Annotated in this window: 12 protein-coding genes and 1 pseudogene; 6 read left to right on the forward strand and 7 right to left on the reverse strand. The window is 37.3% G+C overall.

Features of this window, described 5'->3' with window-relative positions; genetic code table 11:
* Window positions 1-114 precede the first annotated feature (114 nt).
* Window positions 115-753, forward strand: a complete 639-nt coding sequence (locus HND50_11105) for a tyrosine-type recombinase/integrase (protein ID NOG45776.1) — start codon at window positions 115-117, stop codon at window positions 751-753.
* A gap of 32 nt (window positions 754-785) precedes the next feature.
* On the opposite strand, the gene HND50_11110 is transcribed toward HND50_11105, so the two are convergent.
* The 7 genes and pseudogenes from HND50_11110 to HND50_11140 form a co-directional block, all read right to left on the reverse strand.
* The gene (locus HND50_11110; protein ID NOG45777.1) at window positions 786-1,373 is read right to left on the reverse strand and encodes a hypothetical protein; all 588 of its coding nucleotides are present in this window, start codon (window positions 1,371-1,373) and stop codon (window positions 786-788) included.
* A gap of 48 nt (window positions 1,374-1,421) precedes the next feature.
* Complete coding sequence (locus HND50_11115) at window positions 1,422-2,453, reverse strand: beta-lactamase family protein (GenBank protein NOG45778.1); 1,032 nt, start codon at window positions 2,451-2,453, stop codon at window positions 1,422-1,424.
* Between the two features lie 99 nt (window positions 2,454-2,552).
* A pseudogene (locus HND50_11120) lies at window positions 2,553-2,961 on the reverse strand (hypothetical protein).
* Between the two features lie 61 nt (window positions 2,962-3,022).
* Window positions 3,023-4,201, reverse strand: coding sequence for a trans-2-enoyl-CoA reductase family protein (locus HND50_11125; protein ID NOG45779.1), 1,179 nt, complete (start codon window positions 4,199-4,201; stop codon window positions 3,023-3,025).
* A gap of 158 nt (window positions 4,202-4,359) precedes the next feature.
* Window positions 4,360-4,758: a VOC family protein gene (locus HND50_11130; protein NOG45780.1), complete on the reverse strand. Its 399-nt coding sequence runs from the start codon at window positions 4,756-4,758 to the stop codon at window positions 4,360-4,362.
* 66 nt (window positions 4,759-4,824) lie between these two features.
* On the reverse strand, window positions 4,825-6,204 hold the full coding sequence (locus tag HND50_11135) for a glucose-6-phosphate isomerase (protein ID NOG45781.1): 1,380 nt from the start codon (window positions 6,202-6,204) through the stop codon (window positions 4,825-4,827).
* A gap of 108 nt (window positions 6,205-6,312) precedes the next feature.
* On the reverse strand, window positions 6,313-8,790 hold the full coding sequence (locus tag HND50_11140; GenBank protein ID NOG45782.1) for an ATP-dependent Clp protease ATP-binding subunit: 2,478 nt from the start codon (window positions 8,788-8,790) through the stop codon (window positions 6,313-6,315).
* A 345-nt stretch (window positions 8,791-9,135) separates the two neighbouring features.
* Between HND50_11140 and HND50_11145 the strand changes: the two genes are divergently transcribed.
* The 5 genes from HND50_11145 (at window position 9,136) to HND50_11165 (ending at window position 17,217) form a co-directional block, all read left to right on the forward strand.
* Window positions 9,136-9,990: a hypothetical protein gene (locus HND50_11145; GenBank protein NOG45783.1), complete on the forward strand. Its 855-nt coding sequence runs from the start codon at window positions 9,136-9,138 to the stop codon at window positions 9,988-9,990.
* Window positions 9,991-13,299, forward strand: coding sequence for a transcription-repair coupling factor (mfd, locus tag HND50_11150; GenBank protein NOG45784.1), 3,309 nt, complete (start codon window positions 9,991-9,993; stop codon window positions 13,297-13,299).
* An 85-nt stretch (window positions 13,300-13,384) separates the two neighbouring features.
* Window positions 13,385-15,085 carry a hypothetical protein gene (locus tag HND50_11155; GenBank protein NOG45785.1) on the forward strand — a complete coding sequence of 567 codons (1,701 nt, stop codon included), beginning with the start codon at window positions 13,385-13,387 and terminating at the stop codon, window positions 15,083-15,085.
* A 3-nt stretch (window positions 15,086-15,088) separates the two neighbouring features.
* Window positions 15,089-15,919: a hypothetical protein gene (locus HND50_11160; GenBank protein NOG45786.1), complete on the forward strand. Its 831-nt coding sequence runs from the start codon at window positions 15,089-15,091 to the stop codon at window positions 15,917-15,919.
* Between the two features lie 14 nt (window positions 15,920-15,933).
* Window positions 15,934-17,217: a hypothetical protein gene (locus tag HND50_11165; protein ID NOG45787.1), complete on the forward strand. Its 1,284-nt coding sequence runs from the start codon at window positions 15,934-15,936 to the stop codon at window positions 17,215-17,217.
* Window positions 17,218-17,401: the final 184 nt, after the last annotated feature.

The raw sequence follows: 17,401 nt of genomic DNA on the forward strand, positions 1-17,401 counted from the left end.
CTTGTCCTTTTTCTGGAATTCGTTGCTTCTAAAAAAGTTGATGAAGTATCAGAGCAATTTATTGAAGAATACCTGTTTTATTGCAAAACCAAAAAAAACTATTCCTTTTCTTCCATGAAACAGGTATTGGCATCGATTCGTTTTTTATATCAAAACGTTTTAGAAAAGCCAGTACCAAAATCGCTGAATATAAAAATAAAAAAGCCGCAAACCCTTCCGGTTGTCCTCTCCAAGGAGGAAGTAGGCAGGTTGATAAAAGTAACTTCAAATATGAAGCATAAAACAATTTTACTTTTAATTTATTCTGCTGGGCTGCGTTTGGGAGAGCTGTTAGATTTAAGAATAGGTGATATTGATTCCAAAAGATTAAAAATACACATTCGCCAGGCAAAGGGAAAAAAGGACCGCTATGTGGTTTTATCAGAAAAACTTTTAAACATTTTACGGGAATATTACAAGATATATGCACCAAAGGACTATTTGATTGCAGGGGCAAAGGGCGGGCGGTATTCTGATAAAAGTGTACAAAGTGTGATGAAACAGGCTTTAAAGAAAGCAGGCATACGCAAAAAGGCAACGGTGCATACTCTTCGACATAGTTTTGCCACTCATCTACTAGATGAAGGAACAGACATACGTTTTATACAGGAACTGCTTGGCCATGTGCGTTTGGAAACCACTCAGATTTATACACATGTTTCTTCACGGTCAATAAATAAAATTAAAAGCCCGGCAGACTCGCTGGACTTTTAATTAATAATTTTCTAAAACCGCAACGGATCTGTTTATTTGCATTTTACTTTTAGCTGGACATCCTCAAATATATTCCAAACTTCATGGCCAAACTCTTTTGGTGATATTTCAAATAAAATGATTTGTTTATTGGTTTTGGGGCAGAAGGATTCTCTAACTTTTGCATTTAGTGTTATATAATCCTTGCTGAAGAATTTATCATACACTCTCATTTTTCCGGTAAAGCCTTCATTCGTTTTTATGAACAGACAGATGGTTTTATCCAAGTTATTAGGATTAATTACGCCTTCTCTATTTTTAAAATTGACCCCCATAAGACCGTCGTAATAACTATTAAAGTAGGCAGTAAGTTTATTTTCGGTCATTGCGCTTTCCTTTTCAATGTACCATACAAACATATAGGTCCAAAAATTCTCGCTGGTGGAGTCAGACCAATTTGGTGCGAAACGTAAATCTTCAAACCCTTCTAAATCAATATCTTGGGCAAAGCCCAATGGAAAGGGGATTATTTCACTTTTCCAGTTCTCCGGTAAAGTCAGGACCGTTTCGTGTTCCTGGCAAAAACCAGTAGTTATGCTGCAGCTAAAAAGAAATAGTAATAAAAGGTGTTTTCTGTGCATTGGTTTCCTTATTGACTCTGTTTTTGATTAATAGATTTGATTACATAGTTATGGGTTTCTTTTACTTCTCAATATTTTTACTATACGGTTAATTATAATTTCCGATAAGTTCCATTCATATCCATTAAAATCAGTTGTATTAATAAACTGAACGACTACAGCGTCTACATCTTTGTGGTATTCTGCAAGGCTTTGATAGCCAATGACCAGACCGCCATGGTCGTAGACATAAGGATAGATTTCCTGTTCTCCTTCATCAAATACTGAACCATCGTTTAAGGCTCGCAAGAATATGCCAACATCTTCTGCTGTAGCTAACATTCCGTATTCATTTGCTTTAAAATCTTCATCATATCCAACATAATATCCACTCATTACATCATCTAAATCGACTTCGTTAAGCGAAAAAAAAGTGTTATTCAGCTTGAGTGGTATCAATATTTTCTCCTTGATATACAGTTGATGGCTATATCCTAATACATTGTCAATAATCTTACGAAGCAACAAATAATTCGTGTTTGAATATTCATATCCATTATCAGGTTCAAAACTTGCCGGTAAATCGAGGGCAAATTCAAGGGCTTTTTTGCTATTTTCCTGTTCGTTTTCCCAAAAAGCAGGATTATCTGTAAAATTGGGAATACCACTCCGGTGCTGAACCATCATTTTCAAGGTAATTTTTTCCGCATTTTCAATTCTACCTACAAGTTCCGGAAGATAATTGGCTAACGTTTCATCTAAAGACAAACGTTTGTCTTTTGCCAATTTAGTGATTGAAACAGCAACATATAACTTGTTAATACTGGCAATTTTGAATAAGGCTTTCGGGTCGGCAGGTATTTTGTTTTTTCGGTCGTGCCAGCCGGCTGCATAAAAGGCAGGTGCTTTGCCGGCCTCGTCAACATAAACAATAATTCCATCAAATCCACGATCAATGGCTTCGTTTACTTCTTCTTGGATAGTTTCCGGCAGCGGTATTATCCATGCCCACACCAAAATCCACGGTACATAAAACATAGAAATTATGGTTCCAATCAGCAATGCCATTCTAAATAGTAATTTAGTTTGTTCCTTCTTCATGCTTTTCAGAGTGGTGTGCGGTTTTATTAAATTGCCTAACTTGGTTTCTGAAAATGTAGGGTGTGTTAGTTTTATCTTTTTGGAATCTTTTTAATACTATTACTTTTTCAATTTCGCAACTTCAATTGAAATAAATTTAGGTAAATAACTCGGCGTACAGCCTTTTAGAACTATTTCGTTTTTGTAAAGGCCAGTTTCTTCACCTATGGCAATACATCGGGTACGATATTCCTCTTGCCATTTGCCAATCGGCCAATTGATTCCTTTCATCCAAATTATGGTTTTGTATGTCTTCATCGATTTGGTCTATGAACTTATTAGTGATAAGTTTTTTGTCCATAATTAAGGTTGCTAACAGGCGAGCTGAGAATCCACCTGTAGACCACAGCTCCAAAGCTAATTCATGGCCTTTTTTAATGTCCTTGGCAATTTTTCGCAAATCTCCAAGTTTTGTGGTTTCCTGGTTGATTTGTGAATAAATGTCTTTAGCTTTTGAAGAGAGTTCCATTGTAATAAACTCTTTTATTTATTATGTAAAATTTTGTCTGTTTGATATTATGTTTACATAATTAAAATTTTACATTAGGATTTACATCTTCGTCATAGTCAACTCCATCAAACCCAAATCCAAACAATCTTAAAAATTCTTCTTTATAGCCTGCAAAATCGGTCAGTTCATTTATATTTTCGGTTTTTACTTGCGGCCAGACTTCATTTACTTTCGCCTGCACATCATCTTCCATTTCCCAGTCATCCAATCTTAAACGGCCGTCTTTATCAACCTGCGGATTTCCGGAATACAGCCTGTCTCGGTACATGCGGTCGATTTGCTCTATACAGCCTTCATGATTTCCTTTGGCCTTCATAATTTTATACAGAACAGAAATATACAACGGTACAACCGGAATAGCAGAACTGGCCTGTGTAACCAAAGCTTTCATCACCGAAACATAAGATTTGCCGCCCATCGGCTCCAGCCATTTATTTAGCCTGGCAGATGTTTTATCAAGGTCATCTTTTGCTTTGCCGATGGCACCTTCCCAGTAAATCGCCCAAGTTAGTTCTGTGCCGATATAGGTGTAAGAGACGGTTTGGCATCCTTCAGCCAGCAAACCTTCATCTTTTAGGCGTTCCATCCACATTTCCCAATCCTGGCCGCCCATAACAGCAACAGTTCCCTCAATCTCTTCATCGGTTGCCGCTTCCAAATGAACATCCTGGATTTCAACTTTATCTGTGTTGAGAGTTCTCCCATCATATGCCTTATCGATTGGTTTTAAAACTGACGAATATACTTTACCTGTTTTAGGATGTGTCCGTCGTGGAGAAGCAATACTGTAAACCACAAGATCAAATGGTTCAAATTCATTTTTAGAGATATCAACAACTTTGTCTTTTATTTCGTCGGAGAAAGCATCGCCATTTACGCTGACTGATTTTAACCCCTTTTCTTTGGCAAGTTTTTCAAAAGCAACAGAATTATACCACCCTGCAGTTGCTGTTTTTTTATCTTTAGGCTCTTTTTCAAAAAATACACCCAGCGTGGAGGCACCGGAACCAAAAGCTGCGGTAATTCTCGAGGACAATCCATAACCGGTAGAAGCACCGATTACCAGTACATTTTTAGGCCCATTTTTAATTGGCCCGTTGGAAGTGACATGATTGATTTGTTCTTTTACATGGGCTTCACATCCGACCGGATGCGCTGTTAAACATACAAAGCCCCTGATACGCGGTTTGATAACCATAATAGAATATTCCTTGTTAAATTTTAAAAAGGCGAAATATAGGAAAATCGGCTGTAAATGCCAAAAAGTAAAAACTTAGGAGGAGTTAAAACATTACTACCGTCATGCTTAACTTGATTCAGCATCCATGTATAATTGGGAATGGTGCTAAAAGACTGTCACTTTGAATTACGAGGCTCAATCAAATCCCACAGATTACCATAGAGATCTTCAAAGACCGCCACGGTGCCATATTCTTCGTCATTTGGTCCGCGAACGAAATTAATATCTTTTTTGATCATTTTATTGTAATCGCGCCAAAAATCATCTGTGTGTAAAAAAAGGAAAACCCGTCCACCGGTTTGATTGCCAATTGAAGCTGTCTGATTTTCATCACCTGCTTTGGCCAGCAAAAGGGAACACCCGTTAGAACCAGGAGGGCTGACAACAACCCAACGTTTTGTTTCGCTTAACCTGGAATCTTCGATAAGTTCAAAGTCCAGTTTCTCAGTATAGAATTGAATTGCCTCATCGTAATCATTTACAACCAGGGCAATATGGGCAAGATTTTGTTTCATGGATTTTATTTGAGGATAAAATCGATTCCATCACTTCAAGCGATGGAATCGTTAATACTTAATTCTTTAAATTATGAATAGCTTTTTTTTAGCCGCTGCCGTTTCAATTTCTTCTTTTTTCTTTGCGTAGCCTTCACGTCCCATAAGCGCATAAGTGGCGATTTTTCCTTCTTCTACACCGGGTTGGTCAAAAGCGTTAATATTAAGCAGCTCACCTGCAAAAGCAGTTGCTGCCTGAAAAAAGAAAATAAGCGCACCCACATTTTCTTCGGAAACTTCAGAAATTTTAATAGTGAGATTTGGACGGTTGTTGTTTGTAAGGGCGATTTCCGTGGCGTGTTTTTCTGAGTTTAAGAGATTGCCTAAACTTTTTCCTGCCAGGTAATCAAAATCTTTTATATAAGGAAAATGATTTTGTAGCAGGTGATTATTTTTAAATTTTTCAACTTCAAGAAAAGTTACCACCTTATCATTTGGGCCTTCTACATATAGCTGCACCTGGGAATGCTGATCTGTCGCGCCGAGAGCTTTTACGGGTGTCTGGCCAACTTCCACAACATTGTTTTGATTGTCAAAACGTTTACCGATGCTTTCTGCCCAAATCTGACCATACCAATCCGAAATATCCTTAAGCTTATTACTGTATGGCATCATCACACTGATGTTTTTATTTTTTTTCATCAGAATTGTGTGTGTGGCAGCAAAAATGAAAGCCGGGTTTTTTAATACGTCCTGCTCGCGGCACAAGTCGCACATTTCTGCTGCACCGGCCATTAATTTTTTGATGTCAATTCCGGCTATGGCTGCAGGTATAAGCCCTACTGGTGATAAAACTGAAAAACGGCCACCAACATTTGGTGGAATTCGGAAACATTTTATTGCGTTTTCAAGGGCAATCTGGTTTAACAGGCCTTTGGTCGGATCAGTTGTAAATAAAAGGTTTTTGTAGAAATTTTCGCCTAATTTCTCTTTTAAGAAACTCATTATATAAAGCATTGTTGCGGCCGTTTCAGCCGTTCCGCCAGATTTGGAAACAACATGAAACAATGTCTTTTTTACATCAATCTCTTCCATCAACTCAGCGAGCCAATCCGGATCAACATTATCCGGGAAATACATTTTAGGGGAATCCTGATTGTTATAATATGTGTTTCTGAGCGAGGATTGTAAAGCTATTGGCCCAAGCGCTGAGCCACCAATGCCAACATGGACATAATGCGTAAAACGTTCCCGCACAGAGGAAGCATAAGTTTCAATTTCTTCAACAAGTTCACTGTTATCCGGCAGCTTATAAAATCCCAGAGTATCATCTTCAATTTTCTTTTCCAGAGCAGCAGCAGCTGCAGAACCGGTTTCTACTAGTTGCTTTAATACTTCAAAGTCGATTCCATGTTCATCACCAATATTTGTGCTGATTAAGTTTGAATAGTCTAATTTTATGTTCATTGTTTTCCTTGAATTTCTCATAAAAAAAGGCTATTCCAAAAGCCAGCATATTATATTTGATTAAAAATAACAGCTTTTGAAACAGCCTTTTCTATATATTTTTTATTCTTAGTTTTTCAGAATATCGCTTTCAGGTTCTTCATTTTTTTCTTTAGATTCGACTTCAGAAAAAGCCAGTTCTGTTTTACCTTTCATTTTAACCTGAATGGTGCTGCCTTCCTTAAATGTACCTTTTAGCAGCTCATCAGCAATCGGATCTTCCAGATGCTTTTGGATAGCTCTTTTCAATGGACGTGCACCATACATTGGGTCAAAGCCTTGCTCAACAAGAAATTTCTTTGCACCGTCTGAAAGCTGAAACTGAAGATTTTTTTCTTTAAGCTTAACTACAACTTCTTTCAATGTTATATCAATTATTGTCATTGATTCTTTTTCATCAAGTTGCTTAAAGACAACAGCATCATCGACACGATTTAAAAACTCAGGATTAAAGGCATTCTTCAGTTCTTCTGTAACTTTGCCTTTCATGTTTTCAAATTTGGAATCATCATTATTGGTAAAACCATAACCACTGGTATTTTTAAGGTGTTTCACGCCAATATTCGATGTCATGATTAATATCGTATTTTTAAAATCAACTTTGCGCCCGGAGGAATCTGTTAAATGTCCCTCATCCATAACTTGTAGTAAAATATTAAATACATCTGGATGTGCTTTTTCAATTTCATCAAGTAAAATAACAGAATAAGGATGACGACGCACTTTCTCTGTCAGTAATCCACCTTCTTCATAACCAACATATCCCGGAGGAGATCCAACAAGACGTGATACATTAAATTTTTCCATGTATTCGCTCATATCAATCCTGATAAGCGCGTTTGAGTTTTCAAATAAAAATTGTGCAAGCTGTTTTGCAAGATATGTTTTTCCAACACCTGTCGGGCCAAGAAAAATAAATGAACCAATTGGCCTGTTAGGATCTTGCAAACCGGCTCTTGCCCTACGGATTGCTTTTGTAATTGTATGAATAGCATCGTCCTGGCCAACGATTTCTTTTTTAAGGATTTCATTCATATCCAATAATTTTTCAGATTCGTTCAAGGCGATTCGCTGAGTTGGTACGCCGGTCATCATGGCAACAACAGCTGCGATATCATCTTCTGTTACGGCAGCTACGCGGCTTTCTTCTTCAACTTCCCATCTTTGACGGGCGGCTTCAAGTTGCTCAGTTAAATTGCGTTCCATATCGCGCAGTTTGGCAGCGCGTTCAAAATCCTGAAGCTTTGCCAGCGATTCTTTTTCACCGCGAATTCTTTCAATCTCACCTTCATATTCTAAAATTTCTTTTGGCACGATTATGTTTTCCATATGAACACGTGATCCGCCTTCATCCAAAACATCAATCGCTTTATCAGGAAAGTTTTTATCGCTGATATAACGGTCAGCTAATTTTACGATAGACTCAACTGCAGAATCATTGTAAGTCACATTATGATGCTTTTCGTAGCGGTCTTTTACAGTATGTAAAATCTCAAGCGTCTCTTCAGGAGAAGTAGGTTCAACCATTACCTTTTGGAAACGACGTTCCAAAGCGCCATCTTTTTCGATATGCATACGGTATTCATCAAGAGTTGTGGCACCAATACACTGCAGCTCGCCACGGGCCAAGGCCGGTTTAAACATATTTGATGCATCCAGAGAACCCGATGCGCCGCCTGCACCAACGATTGTATGCAGCTCATCGATAAACAGAATAACATCGAGCGCTTTTTCAAGCTCAGTCATCAAGGCTTTCATTCGTTCTTCAAATTGTCCGCGGTATTTTGTACCGGCAACAATTGAACCCATATCCAATGCTACAACACGTTTATTATGTAAAACCCTGGATACTTTCTTTTCTATAATACGGATGGCAAGCCCTTCGGCAATGGCAGTTTTACCAACGCCTGGTTCACCAATCAAAACGGGATTATTTTTTTTGCGACGGCTTAAAACCTGGGCAACACGTTGAATTTCTTTTTGACGACCAATAATCGGATCAAGTTTTCCATCAACGGCCATTTGGGTTAAATCACGGCCAAAATGATCAAGTGCCGGTGTCTTGGTTTTCTTTGCCGATGCTTGCTTTGGAGCAGGAGGAGTAGATGGCTTTCCTGCAAGAATATTTTCAAGCTCGCTGTAAACGGCAGCATAATCTACATTAAAGGTTTGCAGAATTTGCGCAGCCAGACAATCTTTTTCTTTTAAGATTGAAAGGATCAGGTGCTCAGTACCAATCACATCATTATTAAAGTTTTTGGCTTCAATGTATGTCATTTTAAGGGCTTTTTCTGCGCGCTTAGAAAGCGGCAGATTGCCAATGGTCATTGTTCCGCCCGATGGAGCTGTGGCGTCTTCAATGGCCTTTTTTAATTTTTCAAGATCGCAGCCAAGGTTCTTTAGTATTTTTATGGCAATGCCTTCGCCTTCTTTTATAACACCCAAAGTTAAATGCTCCGTGCCGATATAATCATGCCCAAGGCGCATGGCTTCTTCTTTGGAATAGCGAATTACTTTTTGAACGCGGCTGGTAAAATTGTTTCCCATTCTTTTTTCCTGGTTACTTTTTGGTATAGTGCTGGTAACACAAATTTAATTTAGTGTTGCTAGGGACATGTGTCAATAGAGAACCCATCCCGGAAGTATCACTTTTAAGTATTAAAATTTATTAACGAATAATAGTTCCCGTTACTGTTATTTATAGGATAAAATCTCGTAAACTTTTTAAATATCTTTGATTTGGACAACAATAAATCGTTGATTTTTATTAATCATAATTCTTGTTATCGGCAGCTCAGAAGAAACCTTTGAGGATTCCTTAAAACAACTTGCCATTGCGGTAAACTTTCCCTAAACTTCACGCCTATTTTATTAACAAAAAAAGAAAACAAAATGAGCGAGACACAAAAATTAATTACCAATGCCCGGACATTATACGATTCCGGCGAATTTGAAGAAGCTTCGCGGGTTTATCTGGAAGGTTTAAAACAAACAAAAAGCGTGGAAGAAACTGCGCTTATCTGGGCCGAACTGTGCTGGACTTTTTATAAGCTTGAAAAATTTGAACAGGTTATTGATGCAGCTGAGAACGTTCTTTCCTTTGATGTGCAGTATGCCATGCGGGAAGATTTGTACCGCCTGATGGGATTTAGTTACTCCTATTTGGCAAACGATGATAAAAGCCGTGAGTTTCTGAAGAAATCCTTAGAAATTGATAACGAATCTGACAAGCAAAAATATATTTATTACGAGCTGGCCAAACTGGAATTCCGTAATCAGAATTATGCAGAATCGCAAAAAGAGCTTGACCAGGTTGAAGATTATTTTCTAAATAATGCTAAAGATTACTGGCTTTCACTTCTTTTCTTTAAAGGCTTCAATAATTATTATCAGCAGAAAATTGAGGAAAGCGAAAAGATCTTCAATTTGATGGTTGAAAATTCAGACGACCCAATAACACAATCAAACGGTTATTATGGTTTGGCTTATATAACTTTTGAAAAGAAAGATTATCTGGAAACTGTAAACATCTGTGAAAAAGTAACTAAGTTAAATCCCAATTTTTTTGATATGGAATCGCTTGGTTTTTTAATGGCTGCTTCTTTTTTTAGTTTAGGGCGTTATGATGTTTTTAAATTGTATTATGAGCAAATGAAAAAAAGCTACACCAACGGCCGCTATTTTGATGAGCTATCCAAAATGTATAATAAAATCCCCAAAACAGGTGAAACGCCTCAAGCCAACTAGATGGATGCAATAAAATCTAAAATTTTCTCTATCTCAGGATTTCAAAAGTTAGCCTCATCCCTAAAATCTTCTTTTATTCATTTAAAAAATGTACAAGGATCGTTTGGTGCTTTTGTCAATGAGTTTGTCGCCAAGGAATCTGGGGCGCCGTTGCTTTATATTGCAAATTCGCTGGAATCTGCAGAAAAAATGCACGATGACCTGGAGTTTTTAAAAGCACACGATAAACTTGCTTTTCTCCCGGGATTGTTTCTTGAACCGTATGAAACTTCCAATCCAAGACCGGAGCTGGTTAGCATGCGTCTGGAAGCAATGCAGGTTTTTTTGGAGGCTGATCAGTGGATTGCAGTTTGCACTTATGAATCGCTTCTTGAAAAACTGCCGTTGCCCGAAACTTTTGTCGATAACCAGGTTTATACAAAAATAGGTTTAACGCTCGCATTTGACGATCTTATTTCTCAGCTTGATACAGCCGGTTTTGAACGTGTAGACATTGTTGAACAGGTCGGTGAGTTTAGCGTACGAGGTGGCATAATCGATATTTTTGCCTGGAATAATGAAGAGCCTGTTCGTCTGGAATATTTTGGTAATGTGATCGAATCGATCCGCACATTTGATGTAATAACACAACGCACTACCGGCAATATTGAGGAATTTGCCATCCTGCCGCATTTGACCGAACACAACGCAGATGTTTTTTTACACGATTTATTGCCTCAAAATACAACACTCTTTTTTGAAGACTCGGATCAATTTTATGAACTGGTACGTCGCTTTTATGATCAGGCTGTTCATACTTTTGAACAGGATGAATCACTAAAACTAACTTTTGAAGAACCAGGAAAAATGTACTGCACTCCGGAGTTTTTGCAGGAGAAGCTCAATACTTTTAAGCAGCTTAATACAAACCTTGTTGCCAATGATTCATTCAAAAAGGTTGATTTTAAAACTGGAGCCCACCCCGATTTTAATGGTTCTATAAAGCTGTTTCTGGAGTACCTGACCAAAAAAGTTGAATTACAAAATGGCCGGCAATTTATTATCCAATCCCACAGTGTGGAACAGGCCAACCGCCTGCAGGAGATTATCGAAGAAGAGGATATTGTCCTCAATGCAAAATATGCTGTTGGTACATTGCATGGTGGTTTTGTTCTGGATGAGCTCGATTTTGAAATATTGACCGATCATGAAATTTTTAAAAGATTTAAGCGTCACAAGGCTTATCGCAGTTTCAAAAGCGGGGCATATCTCAGGCAGCTTGGCGGGTTAAGTCTGTATGATTATGTGGTGCATATTGATTATGGTATTGGCCAGTATATGGGTCTGGATGTCATCAATTATGGCACTGTTAAAAAAGAGTGTCTCAAAATTGTTTACCGCGATGGGGACAATTTGTTTGTAACGGTTGACCGTTTAAATCGAGTACAAAAGTTTAGCACAGAAGAAGGTGGAACACCAAAGTTAAGCAAACTTGGTACTGCCGAATGGGAACGCACAAAAACAAAAACCAAAGAATCGCTTAAAAAGGTTGCAGCGGAGCTGATCCAAATTTATGCCGGGCGTAAAGCACAAAGTGGGTTTAGCTTTGAAGAAGACAATCATTGGCAAAAAGAGCTGGAAGCTTCATTTGAGTTTGAAGAGACAGAAGATCAAATCACATCAATCCAGGCTGTAAAAAAAGATATGGAAGATGTTGAACCAATGGATCGCCTATTATGCGGCGATGTTGGTTTTGGCAAAACGGAAGTTGCTTTGCGTGCTGCTTTTAAAGCGGTAATGGCCGGCAAACAAGTAGCCATTCTTGTCCCGACAACCATCCTGGCTTTTCAACATTTTGAGACTTTTAAAAAACGTGTTACTGCCTTTCCCGTAAAAGTGGAAATGTTAAACCGCTTTCGAAGCGCCAAACAACAACGCCTTATTTTGGAAGGGCTTGCAGCAGGCCGCGTTGATATAATTATTGCTACGCACAGGCTTCTTTCCAATGACATTCAATTTAAGGATCTTGGCCTTTTGGTTGTGGATGAAGAGCAGCGTTTCGGGGTTAAGCATAAAGAAAAATTAAAAAAGTACCGTCTTTCGGTGGATATACTCTCAATGACCGCCACACCAATCCCGCGTACATTGCATATGGCTTTAATGGGAGCACGAGATTTTTCTCAAATTGAAACGCCGCCTCGAAACCGAATTCCGGTACATACGGAAATTATTCAATGGAATGATGCAAAAATTCATCATGTTATAAAACGCGAAATGCAACGAGGTGGACAAATATATTTTGTGCATAATCGTGTTGAATCGATTTTAGCCATAAAAGAGGCTATAGCTGAAATTGTGCCTGAGGCAAAAATTGCTGTCGGCCATGGCCAACTGCCTGAGAAACAATTGGAAAAAGTGATGCTCGACTTTATGCATCAGAAATACGATATCCTCGTGGCAACAATGATAATTGAAAATGGCCTGGATATCCCAAATGTTAATACAATTTTAATAAACCGCGCTGATAAATTCGGGCTTTCCCAGTTATATCAACTGCGTGGTCGGGTTGGCCGATCCGATAAACAGGCCTATGCTTATCTCGTGGTTCCGGGTATGGATAAAATTACTGAACTTTCTCGTAAACGGCTGCGTACAATCCAGGATTTTACAGAGCTTGGCTCAGGATATAAAGTTGCTTTGCGTGATTTGGAAATACGCGGAGCAGGGAATTTACTCGGCAAACAGCAAAGTGGATTTGTACAAACTGTTGGTTTTGATTTGTATTGTAAAATATTAGACGAAGCTGTTGCTGAATTACGAAAAGGGCTTGATACGGTTGCGGAAGATACAATTGATTTATCGGAAAAAACATTTACTGATCCAAAGCTGGACTTAGATTTTGACCTGCTCATTCCTGAAAATTACATCCACAATGAACTGGAAAGGGTTTCTATTTATCATCGACTGGTGAATTTCAGGGAAGTAGATTCGGTAGATCAGATGCGTTTGGAGTTGCGTGACAGGTTTGGAGAGTTGCCAGATGAAGTAGGTGCTTTTTTAGAAGCGATAAAGTTAAAAGTTCTTGCCGGATATATGTATGCAAAGCGTTTGATTCTGAACGGTCCTAAATTAAAAATAATATTTGCTGATCAAGCCCAGGAAGATGATCGCTTTTTTAATGAAACCATCCCTGAAATTATGAATCATAAATTGACTAAAGTGAATTTTCTAAACCAGAAAGATCTTGGCGTTCAAATGATGTTAGAAGGAAAAGGGCCAAAAGACCGTTTAGAGTTCGCGAAAAAAGTATTGCAAAACATCGTCAAATGATGCTATGTTTAGTGTTCTTAAAAATTGAACATTAAACCGGTTTTTAAATTAAATCCAAAATTTTGTTATTAAGGTCCGTGATAAAATGCGCTTTATTATACTTTTTATTGGTTTAGCAGTTTTTGCAAGTTGCGGTTGGGATTCAAATACGATCGCCAAAGTCGGTGATTTTAAAATTACTAAAGAAGACTATAATTATTTTTTAGTAAAAAGATATGGTAAAAAAGATTCTTATAAAAGTGTCCCGAAACTTGAAAAAGACGCTATTATCGATCAAATGGTTATCCGTAAATTAAAACTAAATTTGGCATATGACAGAGGTATGGATAAAAATGAAAAAATAATCGCAGATTTTAATAAACGTAAAGGCCAAATGGTTGCGAATCTATATTTTGAACGAACCATAATTGATAATCTTTTTTCTGAAGAAAGGCTTCATCGAGAATTTGAAATGAAAAAAACTGAGATCAAGGCAAGTCATGTGTTGATCAGTTATAAAAATGCTCCAAGAAGTATGAATAACAGGACAAAAGAAGAAGCGTTTGAGTTGGCCACCGAAATTAGTACCCGATTACGAAAAGGCGAATTCCCTATTGGTCAACTTGCCGTCATGCATTCGGACGATCAAAACGTTAAAGATAACCAGGGAAATCTGGATTACTTTGAATGGGGTACAATGGTTGAGCCTTTTCAGGAAGCTGCTTATAAAATGGAAGTTGGTACAATTTCCGATCCGGTTTTATCTATCTTCGGTTATCACGTTATCCAGGTTTTTGATAAAAGAAAGAACCTGAAATATAGCGAAGACAATTATGAAAACTCTAAAGAAAATATCAAAAGAAGCCTTTACCGCACATATAAAGATTCCTCACGAGTACTTTGGAGTAAGCATTTGTCAAAGTTAAAAGAGGAATCGAACTTTAAATATTTTAGTCAAAATATTAAGATGTTAGCAGCTGCAAATAAAGATCGCAAAGAAAACAATCAGTTAAAAAGCGAAAACTTTAAAGATGAAGAGAAAAAGCTAAAATTGGTTGAATGGGATAACGGTACGTTCTTATTTGAAGATTTATTAAATACCTATAGCACTCAGCTGGGCCGTTTTGCTTCTATTATAAGTGACAGTGCAAAAATGCATAACGACATTGAGAAATTTTCCAGTCATCAATTTGTTGTTTCTGTTGGTGAAGCTGCTGAACTTCACAAAGAAAATGATATAGCAACTCAGCTTTCAAATTTTCTTGAATTCAACATGATAAAAAGCCTGGAAAATACAGAAGTTAAGGATAAGGTTTCGATTAATGATGAGGATTTAATAAAGTATTATGAGAAAAATCGGAGTGAATTTGTAATCCCGGAAAAGATCGAAATATGGGAAATTTATATTTCAGATCAGGATAAAGCCAATGGAGTTGCCCTCGCTTTGAAAGAAGGTCGTAGTGATTTTAAAAAGACAGCTGAAAGACATTCCGAAGATGGGTTTTATCGTAAGAAAGGCGGTTATCTTGGTTTTAAAAGTTTCAATGGACGTGGGAATGTTTCAAAGGAGGCTTTTAAAATTGGTGAAAACAGTATTGGCGGCCCGGTAAAATACAGAAGAGGTTGGGCCGTTTTTAAAACCGGAAAAAAACAACCCGAAAGTTTACGCGATTTTGAATCATCAAGAGCCCAGATTGAACATAAAGTTAAAAATATGAAAACACGTGAAAGGCAAGAGGCCTGGGAAAAAGAAATGCGAAAGCTTTACACTGTTGAAATTAAAGAAGATATTATCGCAGAAATGTAAATCATGAAATTAAAATTATTTATTTTTTCACTAACTCTGGCAGCTCTTTTATCCGGGTGTAACCAAAGTAGTGACCTGCCCGCAGATTTGATTGCACAAGTTAACGATTCTTATTTAAAAAAAAATAATGTGAATCAAAGTGTACCTGCAGGTTTACCAGATGACACAAAATTATCGATGAAGAAGATGATAATTAAGAAATGGGTAGAAGATGAAATTATTTATCAGTCTGCTGTTAAAGAGGGAATTCAATATAGTGATGAAGAACTTTTTCAGATTGAAAATTATAAGAAATCTCTTTTAGTTGAAAGGTTTCTAAATAATAAACTGAATAAAAATTTCAGGGTGTCCCAGAAGGAAATTGAGGATAATTATGCCGATAACATAAAGGAGTTTATCCGTGAGCAGGATGAAGCGCACATTATCCATTTATTAATTGAAAACAGGGACAATGCCATTTTTAATGAAATAAAAGAATCAGAGGATCTTAATGTAATTATAAAAAAATATTATTTTGATACACGATCAACTTACGAAAGCCCCAATGGTGATCTGGGGTATGTTGTCATTTCGTCACTTCCGGATTATTTACAAAAAACAGTTAAGAATTTAAAAACCGGTGCAATATCAAAATATGTAAAATCTGATTTTGGATATCATTTTGTTCAACTTTTAGATAACCAAAAAAAGGGAACACAAAGGGATATCGAGTTGGTTAAAGATGAAATCGTACGTCGTTTAAAATGGCAGAAGCGCGAACAAGAATATGTACGTTTAATGGATGAATTAAAAGAGAAGTATCAGGTACAAACATACTTGAGTAAAGTTCAGTAAATAAGGGAAATTTAATGCAAAAATTTATAAAAACTGTTTTTATTGGTCTGGTCATGATTTCAATTTCAACAGCTCAAAATCTTGTTGATGGGATTGCGGTTGTAGTTGGCAAAGAAATTGTTCTGCGTTCAGAAATTGAAAACCAGGTTAGGAACTATCTTGTCCAAAATAAAATAAATGCGCAAAGCCAACCTGCACTTGTTGTTCAGGTTCGTAACAAGGTTGTTGAGACTATGATTGAGCAAAAACTGATGCTGGCTCAGGCAGAAATTGATACTATTACAGTAGACCCGGAATTGGTTGAGCAACGTGTTGACCAAAGAATTCGATATTTGATTGACCGGGTTGGATCTGAAGATCAATTGGAAAAAACATTTCAGGCATCTATGAAAAAGATCCGTAAAGATACACGTAAAATTTTAGGGGAGCAGCTGCTTGTAGAACAAGTTCGGCAGCAACGCTTCAGTACCATAAAAATATCGCGCAGAGAAGTGGAGGAATTTTATAAACAATATGAAGACAGTTTACCACAAATAAAAGAAAGCGTTACAATTAGCCATATCCTTAAAATTGTTTCAGCTTCGGGAGATGCCAAAGAAGTGGCATTTAATAAGATCTCGGATATAAAAACTCAGTTAGATAACGGCGCAAGTTTTGAGCAATTAGCAGGACTTCATTCGCAGGATCCAGCATCAAGTAAACGTGGTGGTGATTTGGGGCATATTAGCCGCGGGGATTTTGTTAAAGAATATGAAACAGTTGCATTTTCACTAAACGACGGAGAGACCTCTGATATTGTTGAAACACAGTTTGGTTTTCATATTATTAAAATGGTTGAGCGTTTAGGCGAAAAGGTACATACAAAACATATCCTTATTATGGTGCAACCAAACGAAGATGATGAAGGCCGGGTAATTACCGAACTAAATGCTATAAAGAAACAAGCTGATGACGGAAAGGATTTCGCTGAATTAGCTGGGCAGTATTCTGATGATGAAAATGTTGTTAAAGATGGTGGCACCCTTGGCACCTTTGAAACAGACCAATTAATTGTGCCGCAGTTCAAAACAATAGTTAAACAACTCCAGGTCGGAGAAGTGAGCAGTCCGTTTAAAACAGATTTTGGCTATCATATAGTTAAGCTGGAAAAGCGCCAGGCAGCCAGAACTGTTTCTTTAGTGGATGATTGGCAAAAAATTGAAGAATTGGCCCAAAATTTCAAAATTGAACGTGAATATCGAAAATGGATTTCAGAGTTAAAAGAACAGGTTCCCATTGATGTAAAAAGCCAGTCGTAAACATTTTTGAAGTAAGGTGTAATTCTAATATTGCCCTTACTTCTTTTTTTTAAGCTTAATATACCTTCCTAAAACAATATTTTATACCACTTTACTGTAAACTTTTTAAATTTAAAATTAAATTTTTATACAAAATGATGCGAAAATGCCCCTGTTGTATAATTTTGTTTTGTACACGCACAAC

The organism is Calditrichota bacterium (assembly GCA_013112635.1).
Taxonomy (GTDB): Bacteria; Calditrichota; Calditrichia; order Calditrichales; family J004; genus JABFGF01.

Coding starts and splice junctions, on each gene's coding strand:
- HND50_11115 (NOG45778.1), bottom strand. CDS start 2,453: ATGAAGAAGGAACAAACTAAATTACTATTTAGAATGGCATTGCTGATT.
- HND50_11155 (NOG45785.1), top strand. CDS start 13,385: ATGCGCTTTATTATACTTTTTATTGGTTTAGCAGTTTTTGCAAGTTGC.
- HND50_11165 (NOG45787.1), top strand. CDS start 15,934: ATGCAAAAATTTATAAAAACTGTTTTTATTGGTCTGGTCATGATTTCA.
- HND50_11145 (NOG45783.1), top strand. CDS start 9,136: ATGAGCGAGACACAAAAATTAATTACCAATGCCCGGACATTATACGAT.
- HND50_11125 (NOG45779.1), bottom strand. CDS start 4,201: ATGGTTATCAAACCGCGTATCAGGGGCTTTGTATGTTTAACAGCGCAT.
- HND50_11105 (NOG45776.1), top strand. CDS start 115: ATGAAACAGGTATTGGCATCGATTCGTTTTTTATATCAAAACGTTTTA.
- HND50_11140 (NOG45782.1), bottom strand. CDS start 8,790: ATGGGAAACAATTTTACCAGCCGCGTTCAAAAAGTAATTCGCTATTCC.
- HND50_11130 (NOG45780.1), bottom strand. CDS start 4,758: ATGAAACAAAATCTTGCCCATATTGCCCTGGTTGTAAATGATTACGAT.
- HND50_11160 (NOG45786.1), top strand. CDS start 15,089: ATGAAATTAAAATTATTTATTTTTTCACTAACTCTGGCAGCTCTTTTA.
- HND50_11110 (NOG45777.1), bottom strand. CDS start 1,373: ATGCACAGAAAACACCTTTTATTACTATTTCTTTTTAGCTGCAGCATA.
- HND50_11135 (NOG45781.1), bottom strand. CDS start 6,204: ATGAACATAAAATTAGACTATTCAAACTTAATCAGCACAAATATTGGT.
- mfd (NOG45784.1), top strand. CDS start 9,991: ATGGATGCAATAAAATCTAAAATTTTCTCTATCTCAGGATTTCAAAAG.